The 17785-nt window shown below is 47.7% G+C and carries 17 protein-coding genes, 1 tRNA gene and 1 other RNA gene; 4 read left to right on the top strand and 15 right to left on the bottom strand.

The annotated features are described in order from the left end of the window. Nucleotides 1–146: 146 nt before the first annotated feature. The 4 genes from lipA to queC all read right to left on the bottom strand — a co-directional run bounded on the left by lipA (nucleotide 147) and on the right by queC (nucleotide 2786). Nucleotides 147–1103: a lipoyl synthase gene (gene lipA, locus J6578_RS05640; RefSeq protein ID WP_100149444.1), complete on the bottom strand. Its 957-nt coding sequence runs from the start codon at nucleotides 1101–1103 to the stop codon at nucleotides 147–149. Next, nucleotides 1100–1744, bottom strand: a complete 645-nt coding sequence (gene lipB, locus J6578_RS05635; protein WP_093092769.1) for a lipoyl(octanoyl) transferase LipB — start codon at nucleotides 1742–1744, stop codon at nucleotides 1100–1102. Before lipB ends, lipA begins: the two co-directional genes overlap by 4 nt. Beyond that, nucleotides 1741–2013, bottom strand: a complete 273-nt coding sequence (locus J6578_RS05630; protein ID WP_037490101.1) for an HP0495 family protein — start codon at nucleotides 2011–2013, stop codon at nucleotides 1741–1743. Before J6578_RS05630 ends, lipB begins: the two co-directional genes overlap by 4 nt. 110 nt (nucleotides 2014–2123) lie before the next feature. Further along, nucleotides 2124–2786 carry a 7-cyano-7-deazaguanine synthase QueC gene (queC, locus tag J6578_RS05625; RefSeq protein WP_037490100.1) on the bottom strand — a complete coding sequence of 221 codons (663 nt, stop codon included), beginning with the start codon at nucleotides 2784–2786 and terminating at the stop codon, nucleotides 2124–2126. Between the two features lie 192 nt (nucleotides 2787–2978). Between queC and tsaD the strand changes: the two genes are divergently transcribed. From tsaD to J6578_RS05605, 4 genes are read left to right on the top strand one after another with little or no spacing between them, the layout of a single operon-like run. Continuing rightward, entirely contained in the window at nucleotides 2979–4001 is a 1023-nt protein-coding gene (gene tsaD, locus J6578_RS05620) for a tRNA (adenosine(37)-N6)-threonylcarbamoyltransferase complex transferase subunit TsaD (RefSeq protein ID WP_287954079.1), read from the top strand. 40 nt (nucleotides 4002–4041) lie between these two features. Further along, nucleotides 4042–5946 (top strand): ABC-F family ATP-binding cassette domain-containing protein, encoded by a 1905-nt coding sequence (locus tag J6578_RS05615; RefSeq protein ID WP_287954078.1) that lies wholly within the window; start codon nucleotides 4042–4044, stop codon nucleotides 5944–5946. Between the two features lie 24 nt (nucleotides 5947–5970). Continuing rightward, on the top strand, nucleotides 5971–6453 hold the full coding sequence (locus J6578_RS05610) for a hypothetical protein (RefSeq protein WP_037404865.1): 483 nt from the start codon (nucleotides 5971–5973) through the stop codon (nucleotides 6451–6453). A 21-nt stretch (nucleotides 6454–6474) separates the two neighbouring features. Continuing rightward, nucleotides 6475–6903 (top strand): DUF4124 domain-containing protein, encoded by a 429-nt coding sequence (locus J6578_RS05605; protein WP_287954077.1) that lies wholly within the window; start codon nucleotides 6475–6477, stop codon nucleotides 6901–6903. Nucleotides 6904–6999: 96 nt separating this feature from the next. On the opposite strand, the gene dnaE is transcribed toward J6578_RS05605, so the two are convergent. From dnaE to secG, 11 genes are all read right to left on the bottom strand, one after another. Then, complete coding sequence (gene dnaE / locus J6578_RS05600; RefSeq protein WP_239366699.1) at nucleotides 7000–10446, bottom strand: DNA polymerase III subunit alpha; 3447 nt, start codon at nucleotides 10444–10446, stop codon at nucleotides 7000–7002. A gap of 525 nt (nucleotides 10447–10971) precedes the next feature. Continuing rightward, nucleotides 10972–11152, bottom strand: a non-coding RNA gene (gene ssrS / locus J6578_RS05595) — 6S RNA. Between the two features lie 6 nt (nucleotides 11153–11158). Further along, a complete protein-coding gene (locus J6578_RS05590) occupies nucleotides 11159–11461 on the bottom strand; it encodes a cell division protein ZapA (protein WP_093092761.1) in 303 nt (100 codons plus the stop codon). Beyond that, the gene (locus tag J6578_RS05585) at nucleotides 11461–11787 is read right to left on the bottom strand and encodes a hypothetical protein (RefSeq protein WP_093092759.1); all 327 of its coding nucleotides are present in this window, start codon (nucleotides 11785–11787) and stop codon (nucleotides 11461–11463) included. Before J6578_RS05585 ends, J6578_RS05590 begins: the two co-directional genes overlap by 1 nt. Nucleotides 11788–11880: 93 nt before the next feature. Further along, a complete protein-coding gene (locus J6578_RS05580) occupies nucleotides 11881–12858 on the bottom strand; it encodes an NAD(P)H-dependent glycerol-3-phosphate dehydrogenase (protein ID WP_287954076.1) in 978 nt (325 codons plus the stop codon). Nucleotides 12859–13195: 337 nt separating this feature from the next. Next, entirely contained in the window at nucleotides 13196–14443 is a 1248-nt protein-coding gene (gene fabF, locus J6578_RS05575) for a beta-ketoacyl-ACP synthase II (RefSeq protein ID WP_037404853.1), read from the bottom strand. Between the two features lie 95 nt (nucleotides 14444–14538). Next, nucleotides 14539–14778 carry an acyl carrier protein gene (acpP, locus tag J6578_RS05570; protein WP_037404851.1) on the bottom strand — a complete coding sequence of 80 codons (240 nt, stop codon included), beginning with the start codon at nucleotides 14776–14778 and terminating at the stop codon, nucleotides 14539–14541. Nucleotides 14779–15023: 245 nt separating this feature from the next. Further along, complete coding sequence (locus tag J6578_RS05565) at nucleotides 15024–17048, bottom strand: prolyl oligopeptidase family serine peptidase (protein ID WP_287954075.1); 2025 nt, start codon at nucleotides 17046–17048, stop codon at nucleotides 15024–15026. Next, on the bottom strand, nucleotides 17035–17175 hold the full coding sequence (locus J6578_RS05560; protein ID WP_287954074.1) for a hypothetical protein: 141 nt from the start codon (nucleotides 17173–17175) through the stop codon (nucleotides 17035–17037). The genes J6578_RS05565 and J6578_RS05560 overlap by 14 nt, the downstream gene beginning before the upstream one ends. A gap of 135 nt (nucleotides 17176–17310) precedes the next feature. Further along, nucleotides 17311–17396, bottom strand: a tRNA-Leu gene (locus tag J6578_RS05555). A gap of 19 nt (nucleotides 17397–17415) precedes the next feature. Further along, on the bottom strand, nucleotides 17416–17778 hold the full coding sequence (gene secG, locus J6578_RS05550) for a preprotein translocase subunit SecG (RefSeq protein ID WP_093092751.1): 363 nt from the start codon (nucleotides 17776–17778) through the stop codon (nucleotides 17416–17418). Nucleotides 17779–17785 lie beyond the last annotated feature (7 nt).

Below are 17785 nucleotides of genomic sequence, written 5' to 3'. Positions count from 1 at the left end.
TTTTCCGTTCTCAGCCTCTATAGCAGAAAAGCACATACGCAAGACAGCGCCATCTTAATGTTACCGTCAATATCTCTGTTTCAAGCCAATAAGAGTGACTTATCTATTAATAAAAAAGGAGATGCAAGCATCTCCCTGTTACAAGTTCATTCGCTGACCACTCCAGCATGTTCAGCCTGAACGTCGGCATGATAACTGGAACGCACCATTGCGCCGATTGCGCCATGCTTAAAGCCCATTTCATAGGCACGTTTTTCAAATATCTTAAACTGTTCCGGCGTAACATAGCGTAATACCGGCAAATGGCTGTTACTGGGCTGCAAATACTGGCCGATGGTAATCATCTCCACATCATGCGCGCGTAAATCCTGCATCACTTCCAGAATTTCTTCATCACGCTCACCCAGCCCTACCATCAAACCGGATTTCGTCGCCACTTCCGGCCGTAACGCTTTATACTGTTTCAACAGCTTCAGCGAATGCTGATAATCCGCTCCGGGTCGCGCCTGTTTATATAACCGCGGAGCGGTTTCCAGATTATGATTGAGTACATCCGGTGGTGTTTGTGCCAGAATATCCAGCGCCGTATCCAAACGGCCACGGAAATCCGGTACCAGCACCTCAATCTGGGTATGCGGGCTGGACTCACGAATAGCACTAATGCAATCTGCAAAATGCTGTGCTCCGCCATCACGCAAATCGTCCCGGTCTACTGAAGTAATCACCACATAACGCAGATTCATCGCTTTCACCGAAGCGGCCAGATGTTTCGGTTCTTGCGGATCAAGCGGATTGGGGCGACCATGCCCTACGTCGCAAAACGGGCAGCGGCGGGTACAGATATCACCCATGATCATAAATGTTGCCGTTCCCTTGCTGAAACATTCGCCAATATTCGGGCAACTGGCCTCTTCGCATACCGTATGCAACTTCTGCTCACGGACAATGCTTTTAATTTCAAAAAATTTCTGGCTACTGGGTAGCCGCGCCCGAATCCATTCTGGTTTTTTCAGTTTTTCTTCCAGCGGTACAACTTTAATTGGAATACGCGCAGTTTTTTCTGCACCCTTGTGTTTTACCCCTTGGCTATTATCTTGATTCATAGTACAACTTTCTGTATAGATGGCCGCTCAGGCGGCGGTGCATTCAATTGCAAAGTCAGGTAGCCGGTTAAACGTTTGGCAACATCCGCAAGCGCAGGACAAGGCTCTGTCAGATCGGCCATCTGGGTCATGTGCAAGCCGGCATAGCCACACGGGTTGATATGTGTAAATGGTGTCAGATCCATATTCACATTCAGTGCCAGCCCGTGATACACCGAACCCTGCTTGATACGCAGCCCCAGTGAAGCGATTTTCCGACCGTTTACATAAACGCCGGGACGTTTCGGGTCATTTTCTGCTGCAATACCATAATCAGCCAGCGTAGCAATAATACTGTTTTCCAGCCGGCTCACCAGCTCCCGTACGGTAATATGGCGCCGCTTAAAATCAATCAGCGTATACACCACCAGTTGTCCCGGGCCGTGATAAGTTACCTGCCCGCCACGGTCAATCTGCACCACTTCAATTTCATCATGCACCAGAATATGTTCGGGCTTGCCGGCCATCCCCTGTGTAAACACCGGCGGATGTTCTACAACCCATAATTCATCTTCCGTTTCAGTGGTACGATTCGCCGTAAAATCCTGCATCGCCTCAAAAACCGGCCGATAAGCGCGCAAGCCCAGCTGCACCACCTTCATAGCACAACCTTCACCATCGGATGGCTGCTTAAAGCACGATAAATATTGTCCAGCTGCTCCTGACTTTGCGCACGGATAACCACTGTTGCACTAATATAATTACCCTTACTGCTCGGGCGGGTATTGATATCTGCTGCTGCCGTTGCCGGTGCATGCTGCTGCACTACCTCCAATACCGTAGCCGCAAACTCAGGATGCTGCGCACCCATTACTTTAATCGGGAAATCCAGTGGAAATTCAATAATACTGGTTTTCAGATTATCACTCATCTCTGTACCTTTCCTGTCTGCACACGTTTGTACCATTTAAATCCCATGCAAAACAGGCTTATTCACGTAAAAATTTTTAATCCAAAGCTAACAGCGGCAACAAACTTATACTAAACAACAGTTTTTTGCGCCAGATAAGTCTGTAACCCGCGTTCACGCAGCACACAGCTCGGGCACTCGCCGCAGCCGCCCTCCACCCCGTTATAACAGGTATGCGTATGATTACGCACATAATCCAGATAACCCAGCTCATCAGCCAGCGACCATGTCTGCGCCTTATCCAGATACATCAGCGGCGTAATCAGCCGGAATTCATAATCCATTGCCAGATTCAGTGTTACATTCATCGACTGCACAAACACATTGCGGCAATCCGGGTAACCGGAAAAATCAGTTTCACACACCCCGGCAATCACATCATGAATCCCCTTACCCTTAGCGAAAATCGCTGCATACAACAAAAACAGCGCATTGCGCCCATCGACAAAGGTATTTGGCAGCCCCGCCGTCGGCGCTTCAACCACCTGCTGCTCATCCATCAATGCATTATGAGTAATGCTTTGCAGCAGCGATAAATCGATCACTGTCTGTGCCACACCCAAGTCTTGCGCTATCCAGCGTGCCTTTTCCAGCTCAATCGCATGACGCTGGCCATACTGAAAAGTAATCGTCTGTACATTCTCGCGTCCATAAGTTGCGATAGCCTGCAACAGACAAGTAGTTGAATCCTGACCACCAGAAAAAATTACCAGTGCTTCAGCATATTGTTTCATTATTCAGATTCCTTAGTTTTGATTCCAGAACCGGCAGAAACCCATTTTCTAACCGTCTGACGTGGGAAGTTTGCGAACCACGCAGTCACTTATTATAAAACATTTGCTCCCCCATTCTGACAGTCTAACCACGAAAGCGTGTAAAACAGGTAAAATAACCAGCTTTACTGCTTAAAATTCAAATATTCAAACATGTTGGTATTGGGAATCGAATCATCCTGTGACGAAACCGGTGTTGCTCTCTACGACAGCACACACGGATTACTGGCGCATCAGCTGCATACACAAATTGCCATGCATGCCGAATATGGTGGCGTTGTCCCTGAGCTGGCCAGCCGCGACCATATCCGCCGTCTCACTCCGCTTACTCATGCCTGCCTGCAACAGGCCGGCAAAACCTACCGCGATATCGATGCCATTGCCTATACGCAGGGGCCCGGCTTAGGTGGAGCCCTGCTGGCTGGCGCCAGCTTTGCCAACGCACTGGCGTTTGCCCTCAACAAACCCATCATTCCAGTACACCATCTTGAGGGGCACATGTTATCGCCGCTGCTCAGCGAAGAAAAACCGGCTTTTCCCTTTGTCGCCCTGCTGGTTTCTGGCGGTCATACCCAATTTATGGCAGTAAAAGGCATCGGTGACTATACTCTGCTGGGCGAAAGCATCGATGATGCTGCCGGAGAAGCTTTTGATAAAACCGCCAAACTGCTCGGCCTGCCTTACCCGGGTGGTGCAAAACTGTCAGAACTGGCCAGACTAGGGAAGCCGGGCAGTCTGCATTTTCCGCGCCCGATGCTACATTCACATGACCTGAATATGAGCTTTTCCGGCCTGAAAACCGCCGTACTAACCGCTGTAAACAAAATCCGCACAGAAACAGGTTGTGACGCAGAATTACCAGAACAGATCCGCAATAATATCTGCCGCGAATTTCAAGATGCTGTAGTAGACGTACTCACCAGCAAAGCCAAACAAGCACTAAAACAAACCGGCTATCAGCAGCTAGTCGTTGCCGGCGGCGTGGGCGCCAACTGGCAGTTGCGCCAGAGCCTCAACAACCTGCCCAGAGTGCGTACATTCTTTCCGCCAATGGCCTACTGCACCGATAATGGCGCCATGATTGCCTTTGCCGGTGCCATGCATCTGGCCAGTGCTCAGCCTGCTGCCGGTTTTAATGTCAAACCACGCTGGCCATTAAGCCAGATTGTCCAGTAATACCATACCCTGATAGCACCATTCCACCACACTGATTTATATGATCGAAATCAAAAACCTCAGCTTACAGCGTGGCAGCAAACAGCTGCTGCACAACGCCAGTCTGACCATCTATCCCGGCCAGCGCATCGGTCTGATTGGCAAAAACGGTACCGGTAAATCCAGCCTGTTTGCCCTGCTAGCGGGTAAAATCAGCCACGACAGCGGAGATATCCGCTTGCCCAAACACTGGCGTCTGGCTACGGTTAAGCAGGAAACACCGGCACTGGACATCCCTGCACTGGATTACGTCTTGCAGGGTGATGACGAATTACAGCTGCTGCAACAGCTGCTGCAACAGGCAGAAGCCTGCAACGATGGCCTCAAACAGGCAGAATACCATGCACGTCTAGATGAAATCGGTGCCTACAGTGCCCCAGCACGTGCAGCCAAACTGCTCAACGGACTTGGCTTTTCCCAGCATGAACAGCAGCAGCCGGTAAAATCATTCAGTGGTGGCTGGCGTATGCGCCTGAATCTGGCACAAGCATTAATGTGTCGCACTGATTTACTCCTGCTGGATGAACCGACTAACCATCTGGATCTGGAAACAGTCCTGTGGCTGGAGCAGCATCTGGCCAATCTCAATACCACCCAGATCATCATCTCGCACGACCGCGACTTTCTCAATGCCACCACCACCCAAACAGTTGAACTGGCACAGCAGCAACTTACCCTCTATGGTGGTAACTACGATTTCTACCAGCAGGAACGTGCACAGCGACTGGCACAGCAACAAGCAGCCTATCTCAAACAACAGGCACATATCCAGCATCTGCAATCCTTTATCGACCGCTTCAAGGCCAAAGCCACCAAAGCGGTACAAGCACAAAGCCGCATCAAGGCACTGGCACGGCTAGAACGCATTGCTCCAGCACATTTGGACAGCGAATTTTCCTTTGAATTTGCGCAGCCCGACCATCTGCCCAATCCTCTGCTGAAACTGGAACACATCAACCTTGGCTATGGCGACAAAACCGTATTACACAATATCGACCTGTCGGTAGAATCTGGTGCCCGCTATGGCCTGCTAGGCGTAAATGGCAGTGGTAAATCCACTCTTATCAAAGCCATATCCGGCAGCCTGCAACCGCTAAGTGGCCAGATTGTCCGCGCCGAAAAACTTAAAATCGGCTACTTTGCCCAGCACCAGCTCGAAACCCTGCGTCCCGACCAGAGCCCGATCTGGCACATTCAGCAACTGTCTCCCGAAGTGCGCGAACAGGAAATCCGCAACTTTCTTGGCAGCTTTGCCTTTATCGGCGACATGGCTTTACAACCAATCGCGCCCTTTTCCGGCGGTGAGAAAGCACGTCTGGCACTGGCCATGATTGTGTGGCAGAAACCCAATCTGTTACTACTGGATGAACCGACCAACCATCTTGATCTAGACATGCGCCATGCCCTGACACTGGCACTGCAAAGCTTTCAGGGCGCACTGATAGTCGTATCCCACGACCGCAGCTTACTCGAATCCACCACCGATGCGCTGATTTATCTCAACCAGGGCGAACTCAAACATTTTGATGGAGACCTGAGCAACTACCGCCAGTGGCGTTTAACCCAGCAACAGCACAGCAACGAACAGCCACAAAACACCACTGATAGCCTCAACCGCAAAGAACAGAAACGTATTGAGGCTCAACAGCGACAAGAACGTGCCCGCCTGACCAAACCCTTACTGAAAAACATCGAAAAAGCCGAACGTGACATGGAAAACTGGCAACAGCAACAACAACAATGTGAAGCATTTCTAGCCAGCGAACAGGCCTATCTTGACGAAAACCGGGAAAAATTACAACAAATCATTACCCAATTAGCCGAGCTCAAAGTAAAATTAACCCAAACAGAGGAAAATTGGCTCAAATGGCAACAACAAGTAGAAGACATCAACCTGAATACCTGAATTAACGCTGTATAAGGTTCAATAATGACATACAACAAACTCCTCCCGATACTGATACTAACTGGTAGCCTATTTATGGGACAGATTGCCTGTGCTAAAGTTTATACCTGCCTTGAAAATGGCGAAATTATCTATACCTCCAAACCCAAAGGTAACTGTGCCGTAGCCAGCCTGCCTCCTATCGGCAGCTACAGCAATAGTCGTCCAAGTTATCGCAACAGCACATCAGCAACTGTGCGCAGCCGCCCACGCCCAGCGAATCGAGTAGCTACTGCTTACAGCGGTCCGCAACCAACCGTTAACATCGTTCCCAGAGGCAGCGATAATACTCGTCGCGCCATATTGCAACAGGAACTGACCAATGAACGCAACGCTTTAGCACAGGCTCAACAGGCACTCAACCGCAGCCGCACAGGCAAAGGCGGTAACATCACCGAACTGCAAAGTGCCGTACTCGACCGGCAACAGAATATTCAGGCCATCCAGCGAGAACTTGGCCGTATGTAATACCCAGACAAAGGATAAATCATGAAAAAACGCTTAATATTTACCGTACTGAGCACCCTGATAAGTGCGTCCGCGCTGGCACAGGTATATGAATGCACCGACAGCCGCGGCAACCACAGCTATGCCGAAATTCCCACTGGCAAAAACTGCCACCCAGCCAGCAATCTGGGCGTAAACTTCTCTACTACCAGCGCCTACAAACCTACCCCAAGCAACAGCACCATCGAAGCGAAAGAAACAGCTTCAACAGCCGGCGACAATCACTCCAATCCAGCTGCTATAGCCACTGCCCGCAAAAATCTTGCTGATGCCCAGAAAGCACTGGAAGAAGGCAAAAAAATACGTCTGGGCAATGAACGTAATTACGTGCGCTATCAGGAACGCATCAAAGGTCTCGAAGATACTGTCAAAACCCGGCAACAGGAACTGGATAGTGCCTTGGGTAAATAATAATTGTACGACAACCCAATATTGCCTGTTACAAACATCAATATAACCGCGGTAGCCGCGCATTATCTGCCACCGGCTACCCGCCTGTTATCATACTCAGAAACTTACCTGTACCGCTTCATCACCCAGTAATGTGTACAGACTATCGAATAAAGCCGCTTCAGGTCTGATTAGCCAGCTCTTATCCGCGCGCAATTCGCCATACGCCTGCTGATGCTGGCAGCAGAATTTCAGCGGTACATGTGCCTGCTGCTCGCGGTAAGGTTGTAACAGTGCCGCCAGCTGACTGACAGGTGTATCCGCAGTGATTTGTAATTGCAGACTGCGTGCATAACGGGCACTGGCCTCTGCAAGCGTAAACGCATCATCCGCAGTAATGCGCAAACCATCGCCACCATTGTATTCATCAACCGCAACCTTACATTCCATAATCAGTACCTGATCGGCCTTCAGACTGGCTCCATATTCTTCCAGCGCTTGCCCTGCTACCACCACTTCCTGCTTGGCACTGCCATCTTCCAGTTGCACTACAGCAAATTTACCGCGTTTACCCATAATATAACGCACCGCAGTTACAAAACCGGCTACTTTCTGCTTATTATTGGATGGCTTAAGTGCTGCCAGTTTACTGCTTACCAGTGCGCGTACCTTATCAGCGTAAGGCTCAAAAGGGTGACCGGAAAAATAGAAACCCATCGCCTGTTTTTCCTCCGCCAGCTTCACTGCCAGTGACCACGGAGCTACTTCTTCCATTTGCAAAGGTTCTATGGCATCTTCTACCATATCAAACAGCCCGCCCTGATTAGCATTGGCAGCCACCTGTTCAGCGTTGTCCATGGCCAGCCCAATATTGGCCAATAACTGAGCACGATTCGGATTCAATTCATCAAATGCACCGGCTCGCACTAAAGCTTCTATAGTACGGCGATTCAGATGCTGGCGGTCAACGCGCTGGCAGAAATCAAACAGATCAGTAAACGCACCACCTGTTTCACGAGCACGCACAATCGCTTCTACCGCCCCCTCGCCCGTACCTTTAATCGCACCCAGCGCATAACGAATCTGCTTATTATTATTTGGTGTAAACCGATAAAACGATTCATTAATACTGGGTGGCAGGAAAGTAATACCATTTTCAATACCATCATCAACAAAGATTTTCAACTGATCGGTATTGGTTAACTCACTGGACATCGTACCAGCCAGATATTCAGCCAGATAATGACATTTAAGCCAAGCAGTCTGATACGATACCAGCGCATAAGCCGCAGCATGAGACTTATTGAAACCATAACCAGCGAATTTTTCCATATAATTGAAAATCTCGTTGGCCGTTTGCTTATCTATACCTTTTTCTGCCGCACCAGCTTCGAAAATGGCACGGTGCTTCACCATTTCCTCCACCTTTTTCTTACCCATGGCGCGCCGCAGTAAATCGGCGCCCCCCAGCGTATAGCCACCGCAAACCTGAGCAGCTTGCATCACCTGTTCCTGATACACCATCACCCCATAAGTGGAATCCAGTACCGGTTCCAGATTGGGATGCAGATATTCCACTTTCTCTTCACCGTGCATACGCCGGATAAAGTCGGGAATCAGATCCATCGGCCCCGGGCGATACAAGGCTACAAACGCGATAATTTCCTCAAACTTTGTCGGTCGTGCTGTCACCAACATCTTCTTCATCCCCGCCGACTCAAACTGGAATACCGCAGTCGTATTGCCTTTGGCAAAAATATTGGCGTAAGTGGCCGCATCATCTAGCGGAATATGATTTACATCAACCTTCTTTCCAGTAGTCTCCAGAATAAACTTTTGCGTCATTTCAATAATGGTTAAATTGCGTAGCCCAAGAAAGTCGAATTTCACCAGACCAATCTGCTCAACATCATCCTTATCAAACATAGAAACAGGAGACGCATCATCACCTCCTGCCTGATAAATCGGACAGAAATCGGCAATTTTTCCGGGAGCCATCAACACCCCGCCGGCATGCATACCCAAACCGCGAGTTAAATCTTCCAATTTCAGCGCCAGCGTCATCAGCTCTTCTGCTTCTTCTTCACGCAATAACTGCTGAATCTGTGGCTCAGCTTCCATAGCCTTGGTCAGACTCAAAGGCTTATTTGCTTCTACCGGTATCAGCTTGGACAAACGGTCACACAAACCGAACGGCAAATCAAGCACCCGCCCAACATCACGCACCACAGATTTAGATGACATCGTACCAAAAGTCACAATCTGGCTTACCGCAGGTACACCATATTTATGGCGGACATACTGAATCACACGGCCACGATTTTCCTGACAAAAATCAATATCAAAGTCCGGCATCGAAACCCGCTCTGGATTCAAAAAACGTTCAAACAGCAAGTTATAGCGCAACGGATCCAAATCAGTAATTTTCAACGAGTACGCCACCAGAGAACCGGCGCCGGACCCACGCCCGGGACCAACCGGACAGCCATTTTGCTTAGCCCAGTTAATAAAGTCCTGCACAATCAGAAAATAGCCGGGAAACTGCATCTGAATAATAATGTCCAGCTCATAATCCAGTCGCTGCTGATATTCAGGCATTTTTTGTGCCCGCTCAGCTTCATCCGGATACAGAAAAGCCATGCGCTCCCGCAACCCCTCATTACTCAGATGTATCAGCAGATCATCAAGCGTCATACCCGCAGGTGTCGGAAACAAAGGCAGATAATGTTTACCCAGAGTCAGCGTCAGATTACAACGCTGTGCAATACCTACCGTATTGGCCAGTGCTTCTGGAATATCAGCAAAGCGCGCCACCATTTCCTCTGGTGTCACAAAATACTGACTAGGCACAAAATCATGCGGACGACGCTTGTCTGCCAGCACATAACCACTGGCAATACAAACCCTTGCCTCATGTGCCTGAAAATCTTCTGCATCCATAAACTGTACCGGATGGGTAGCCACCACCGGTAACCGTTGCTCAGCAGCAAGTGTCACACTGCCCGCTACCACAGCCTCCCACTCCGGCCGTTCCGGCAAGCGCTGAATTTCCAGATAAAAGCGGTCTCCAAACCATTGCTGATATTTGGCACAGACCTGCGCAGCTAGCTCAGGTTTATGCGCCAGCAAAGCCTGTCCAACCTCACCATACTGTGCGCCTGACAAACAAATCAACCCACTGTTGTCTCCTTCTGCCAGCCAGTGCTGCCGAATAAGAGGTTGATGCGGGTGGCGGTCTTCGCCTACATAAGCATCTGTCAACAATTCATTCAGACGCAGATAACCCGCATGATTCCTTACCACCAGCATCATACGAAAAGGCTTATCTGGCTGCTCCGGATTTTCCACACGTACATCTACAGCCATAATAGGCTTGATACCAGCATTACGGCAGGCCTTATAAAACTTCACCATGCCAAATACATTCATCAAATCACTGATGCCGAGCGCCGGTATTCCTAAAGTACTGGCACGCTTGACTGCTTCTTTAATCCGCACAATACCGTCTTCAATCGAAAACTCAGTATGCAGACGTAACGGAACATAGGGAAAATTGTTGGACATAGCACTTTTCATACCAGAACAATGATTGTCTGGTTTATCGGAAATAAAAAAGAGATAAAACTGATGGACTAAACTGGCAACTTCATCAGCAGCATAGTGAAAAATACAAATGGCACTATTCTGCACATACAGCCAATGCACAAGCGCATCGTTACAGCGTTAATTTTACCCGATTTGCTCAATGGCACAGCAATAAATATGGGATATAAAACTGATTGATTTATTATTCAACAACAGAAAAGCGGGTATAACTGTACAAGCATTACTGGTTTACAGACCAAACAGCATAGATTTACGCATTTGCACTTAATATAAGCACAAACTTCATTTTCCAAAAACAGGAAAATTCCGGTTAATCTGTTTTTTTATAGAAAAAAAGCATCTTTTAGCGGTATTTGACAGCATAAAACTGCCAAAATATATCTGTCAAATTTCATAATCAGAACATCAACACAATGAAAAACATCAACACACCAACCAACGAAAAACAGGCTGCCTGAATCATCAGACAGCCTGTTCAAATAGGTTTCCCCCGCACGTGCCGCATTGGACGCCATCCGCTTGAACCTTGAGGACAAGGCTGGCAGTATCGAATGGCTTCGGGTTCATTCATAAAGAATGCTCACGCCCACCACTACCCAACCGCCAAAAAAAGCGAATTATTGGTTCAAAGGAATATATGTCCTTACGAACACAGCAGGGGAAGAAAAGATTATTTTACCACAAGTGTGAGTGTACTTTCACACAACTGGATCATATCCTGCATCTTATGCTCGAAATCACCTACTGCCAAATCGCCATGCATCGTAAGTTTAAGTAAATCGTGCGCCAGATTCAAAGCAGCCATAATCACAATTTTATCTGTTTCAACAATCCGTCCAGAACTCTGAATGGCAACAATTTTCTCATTCAGCATCTTTACAGCCTGCATCAACGTTTCATGTTCACTTCTCGGCGTACCTATATTAAAAGGACGGCCGAGAATCTCCACACGAACCTGTTGAATTTCATCCATTAAGAATCCTCCTGCACCTGTGGTAAGCGTTGCAGCAATCGCTGTAATTCATCACTAGATGCCTTTAATACCATAGTATAGCGTTTTTTTTCAGCAATCAGCTCATCAATCGTAGTTTGCATGCTTTCCTGTAAATTAAATTTATCCTGTTCATGCTGTTTACGCATCCGTTCACGTTCTGCCTGAAAATTCTCACCCTGTTGTTGCAACTGTTTTTTTACAGTTGATAACTGCTGAGTCAACTGATGTTTCTCAGCTAAAAGAGAATTAAAATGAATAACCAGCCGTTTAACGCTGTCTTCCAATTGTTCTAGTTGATTTTCCATTCCCTACCCGCTTCCATCCGTCAAATACGCAGTATGGTTGCCTGATTTACCCATCCGCCAGTCAAATTGTTATTTGTTAAAACACTTAAATGATTATTCCACTCTTGGCGCCCGTTCCATCAATATTTCTGCCAGCGCCCGCACCTCAGTACGACCTTCAAACAGCTGCTGCAGAATAGTGGTAATCGGCATATCCACTCCCAGTGAAGTAGCCTGCCGGCATACTTCTTCGACAGTATATACACCTTCGGCCACATGTCCAAGTTCAGTTAACGCTTCAGGCAGCGATTTTCCTTCAGCCAGCAGCAAGCCTACTCTGCGATTGCGCGACAGCGAACCCGTACAAGTAAGAATCAAATCCCCCATACCAGACAAGCCCATCAAAGTAGCAGACTGTCCACCCAGAGCCTGATTCAGGCGCGAAATTTCTGCCATTCCACGCGTCATTAACGCCACCCGGGCATTGATACCACAATGCAGGCCATCAGCAATACCTGTAGCAATAGCCATGACATTTTTCACCGCGCCACCCACTGCTGCACCAATCACATCAGCATTAGCATACAAACGCAAAACCGTATTATTCAGCACAGTTGCCAATTCCTGAATCCAAGCAAAATTTTCTGACGCCAGCGTAACAGCACAAGGTAACTGCTGTGCCAACTCCTGCGCAAAACTCGGACCAGACAATACCCCAATACATTTATTCGCCGGCATCACTTCCGCCAGCACCTGCTGCGGCAGCAAGCCAGTTTGCTGTTCAAACCCCTTACAGGCAGCAAGCACCGGCACCTCACTCAAGCCAGCAGCCAGCAGTTTTCGCGCACTTTCACGCAACGCAGCTACCGGCGTAGCAATAATACACAAATCTGCCGCAGCAAACTCATCAACCACAGCAAGATTATCCGGTAACACAAAATCAGGCAGATACCGCCTGTTTACCCGCTCCTGCCGTAATTGTTGCGCATGTCGAACATTATGTGTCCATAGCCATACCTGATGCGAATGCAAGGCAAAATGGATAGCAAGTGCCGTTCCCCACGCACCAGCACCTAGTATACCAATATTCATGACAAATATTCCTTTCAACAAACCGCCGGCAGATAACTGTCCTATACTTAGGCCACTAGCTAATTTTAAACCACATGTAAAACATCATACTATCTTGAAAGCATCAGATAGCAGCATGAATTGGCTTAACAAAACAACTAACAGCGCATTGTATACAAAATTTCAATCTCAGGCTGCACGTATCACACCACAGCAATCAATCCAGCTACAGCGCGCACCAAACCAGCACACAACAATTACCACAGCAAACTATGCAACCTAAGCATAATCAAACAATACAAAAACACAGGCTGCCTGCATCCAGACAACCTGTGCTCATAGCTGATTCCAACAATAATTAATCCTCAAAGCGTTTAAACGCCAGCGAACCATTTGTACCGCCAAAGCCAAATGAATTGGAAATAGCCGCACGAATCGTCAAATCACGTGCTTCATTGGCACAATAGTCCAAATCACATCCAGCCTCAATATCCTGTTCGAAGATATTGATAGTAGGCGGAGATTTTTGAGTATGGATAGCCATTACCGTATATACCGCCTCCACACCACCAGCACCGCCTAACAAATGACCAGTCATAGATTTAGTTGAATTAACCACCAGCTTCTGAGCATGTTCGCCTAAAGCCAGCTTCAACGCATTGGTTTCATTCAAATCACCCAGTGGTGTCGACGTACCATGTGCATTCACATAATCAACATCTTCCGGATTCAGACCACCATCTTTCAGCGCACGCATCACACCAAGTGCAGGGCCTTCCGTATTTGGTGCAGTAATATGATAGGCATCCGAGCTCATACCAAAGCCTACCAGCTCAGCATAAATTCTGGCACCACGCTTACGAGCATGTTCATACTCCTCCAGCACCATCACACCAGCACCTTCACCCATAACAAAGCCATCTCGCTCCTTATCCCAAGGTCTGGACGCCGTAGCCGGATCATCATTGCGGGTTGACAGCGCCTTCATAGCAGCAAACCCACCTACACCCAGCTCACAGATAGCACCTTCCGCACCACCGGCAATCATAATATCTGCGTCACCATACTTAATCAGGCGGGCAGAATCACCAATACTGTGTGCACCGGTAGTACAAGCCGAAACCATACCATAGCTTGGCCCTTGATAGCCTTTCATAATCGTCACATGACCAGAAATCAGATTAATCAGAGAACTGGGGATAAAAAACGGATTAATTTTACGCACACCATGTTCTACAACAGCCCGCGCAGTAGCCTCAATTGCTGGCAAACCACCAATACCGGCACCAATATTTACCCCTACACGGGTTTTATCCAAACCCGGGATATCATCCAGTCCAGCATCTGCAATGGCCTGCAAGGCTGCAGCGACACCAAAATGAATAAAAGAATCCATCCGCCGTGCTTCTTTAGCACTGATGTACTGAGTAACATCAAAATTTTTAACCTCACCGGCAATCTGGCAAGCTAAAGACGAAGCATCAAAATGGGTAATAGTGCCAATGCCGCTTTTACCTGCAAGTAAATTTTGCCATGCTGTGGTTATATCATTACCCACAGGAGATACCTGACCCAGGCCGGTAATGACTACTCTTTTTTTACTCATAATTTGCTCGTAAGAAAAAAACCTCTACCGAATCAGGCGAAAAAATACACCTTATTTCGACAGAGGAATTTGAATTTAACCAACACTACACAGAATTAATTCAAGTGAGCGCCAACAAAATCGATAGCTTGTTGTACAGTAGTAATTTTTTCGGCTTCTTCGTCTGGAATTTCGCAACCAAAAGCTTCTTCCAGTGCCATTACCAATTCAACGATGTCCAGTGAATCAGCACCCAGATCTTCCTGAAAAGAAGATTCATTTTTTACTTCAGCTTCACTCACACCTAAATTTTCTGCAACAATCTTCTTTACTCGTTGTTCAATATTGTTATCCATTGACTGATCTTTCTTTGCTTTGCCCAGCACTAGTGCGGACAGGGGTTAATTGAATTAATCAACTTTTAGTTGTTGATATCATTGTACCTAATAAAAATAGAGTTTTCCATTCAAATTGTTTTTTGCCGTATTTTCCGTGGTTTTCAGCGATTTTCAGCGCACTTTTACTTATCACCTGAGGCAAATTAAACAGTAAGCGGCAGCCATATTAGCACAGCCTGATTTTTTGCTACAAGCTATATGATTTATATTGAATCATAATCAACAATAGTTTTATACAAAAAATTCATAATCAAGGCCAGTTCTGCTGCCGTATTTTCCTGCGTACTCCCGCCAGCATGCCCGCCCGTTTCCGGCACCGCCAACCATACCCGCTGTTTTAGCCCAAGCAAGCGCGCATAAAATTTCAGCGCATGAGCTGGATGCACACGGTCATCATGCAAATTAGTCGTAATCAATGCCGGCGGATAGTGTTGCAAATCACTCAAATTGTGATAGGGAGAAAGGCTACTTAATACTTGATTTTGAATAGAATCATCAGGGTTTCCATATTCATCCATCCATGAAGACCCTGCCGACAGATACGGATAGCGCAACATATCCGTTAACGGCACCTCACACACCATCGCCCCCATATTCTGTGGCTGCTGGCAAAATGCAGCGGCCACCACCAGACCGCCATTACTACCACCCTGAATCGCCGTATGTGCCGCAGTAGCGCGTTGATGTTTATACAAATCATGCAGCACAGCCAGTAAATCATCAACACTGACCTGCTTGTGAATCCCGCGCGCAGCCTCATGCCATGCCGGACCAAATTCACCACCGCCGCGGATATTAGCCAGCACAAAAGCATAACCTTTCGCCAGCCAGTGCCGGCCAATACTGCCCAGATAATAAGGCAGCTGTGGCATACCAAAACCACCATATACATAAACAATTGTTGGCGTATCCCTATTCATATTTTTACCAACATGAAAATAAGGAATAAACGTACCATCCTGCGCAACTGCACTAAACTGCTGCACCTGCATTCCCTCAGAGTCAAACAGCCGCGGCTGCCGGCGCATAACACACAACTCGCCCAGATGCACATCTAACGTATACAGCGTCAGTGGTTCCAGAAAGCTACTGATGGCCAGATACACCACATCACCACCCCAAGGCTGGTCGGTAATCTCCAGAGCTCCTGCCGGAAGATTTGGCACAGTAACCTCCTGCCAGCGATTTTCAGCAAAACGCCAAGCCAGCAAACGGCTATGCACATTATCCAGTATCGACACCAGCACAAACCGTCGTGTCGTTTCAATACACTCAATAGCCTGAGTAGCAGCTGGCTGAAAAATTACCTCAGCTGCGCCCAACTCACCTTTATGCAATTTCACAGCTACCAGACTACCAGCCGGATAAAACCGGTTGGCACGCTGCCAGTCACTGCGTAACTGCACCAGCAACTGCCCACACAGATAGCCCATCAGCTCACAATCATCCGGTAACGCCAGTAACTTAACGCTTAAATCCGCCATCACCTGATAATACTGCTTGTGATAAAAACCACTCGCAGCTTCAACCAAATCAATCGGCGCCCCCTGACTATCCAGATAACGCCAAGCATTAACCATCATACCGTCGGCAGGCATTTCCAATACCGGCACTGCCTCCGCAAAAGACTGGCCGCGCTGCATCAGCCACACCTGCCGCGAATAGCCAGCCTGAGTTAACTGCCGCTCATCCCATGCCGGAGACACCCACACACTTTCCGTATCACGCCAGCTGATAATGCTTTTACTTAATGGAAAATGAAAGCCACCCTCTACTACCTTACCTTCTGCCAGATTAAACTCAATCGTATATGCAGCATCCGCCCCACCAGCACTCAAACTGATTAACACATGTTCAGGAGCCTGCACATAATGCGCCACACCCTGCAAATACACATCATCATCAAGCAGAGCGTCAAAATCAGCAACCGAAAACAGAATTTTCCACTCCGGCAAACCAGCACGATAACTAGCCGCAGAACATACCCGGTACACCCCTTTCGGAAATTCAGCCGACTGATAAAAATGATACATACGTGCACGATGTTCCTGACAAAAAGGGATTTGCTGCTCATCCCGCAACACAGTCACAATATCATCACGCACTGCCGCATACTCAGCACCCGTAGCAAACTCAGCCTGAGCAACAGCATTTGCCTGCTGAATAAAAGCCTGCGTTACCTCACTATCAAGGTCTTCTAAATACGCAAAAGAATCAGTATTTGTCATCTACATTCATTTCCAGAAACACACACCACCAGCAATCAGCCAGCCAATAAACCACCATACTAGCACAAGACACCATCAACTCTTTGCCAACGCCAGCCTGCTGAATATCCGAAACCAATACCATCATCAATACAAACAAAAAGGGCAGCCTCTATAGGCTGCCCTTTTATCCAAAAAATCAACAAAATAAATTACAATCTGCAATACACCACCACTAGCATACACACATCATATATAAAAATATAACTGTTGATTTTAGATATGGTGCCGACAACGAGAATCGAACTCGTACGACCTGAGGTCACCACCCCCTCAAGATGGCGTGTCTACCAATTTCACCATGTCGGCAATTAACTGTAAAAAATCTCTATTCCGGTATCAGTGGTTTCTGCGCTGGTTTCACCGGTACGGCCGGAGCACTGGCAGCTGCCGAACTCGCTGGCACAACTACCTGTTGTTGCTTCACATTACTGAAATCCAGACCACTATGCCGATGCGTCGAAATATAACCTAAAGCCAGACAACTAATAAAAAATATAGTTGCCGCAATTGCGGTACTGCGACTGAGGAAATTTGCATTGCCCGCTGCACCAAAAACACCCTGAGCACTACCGGAACCAAATGCCGCGCCCGCATCCGCACCTTTGCCCTGCTGCATCAGCACCAGCACAATAACACTCAGCGCCGCGAAAATATTCACGATTAAAATAAGGGTTTTAAATGCTTCCATGATATCA

The sequence above is a fragment of the Snodgrassella sp. genome (assembly GCF_024103505.1).
In the GTDB taxonomy this organism is placed as follows: Bacteria; Pseudomonadota; Gammaproteobacteria; order Burkholderiales; family Neisseriaceae; genus Snodgrassella; species Snodgrassella communis.
The sequence above is the reverse complement of the archived record's forward strand: the minus strand, read 5'-3'. Positions and strand labels throughout refer to the sequence as shown.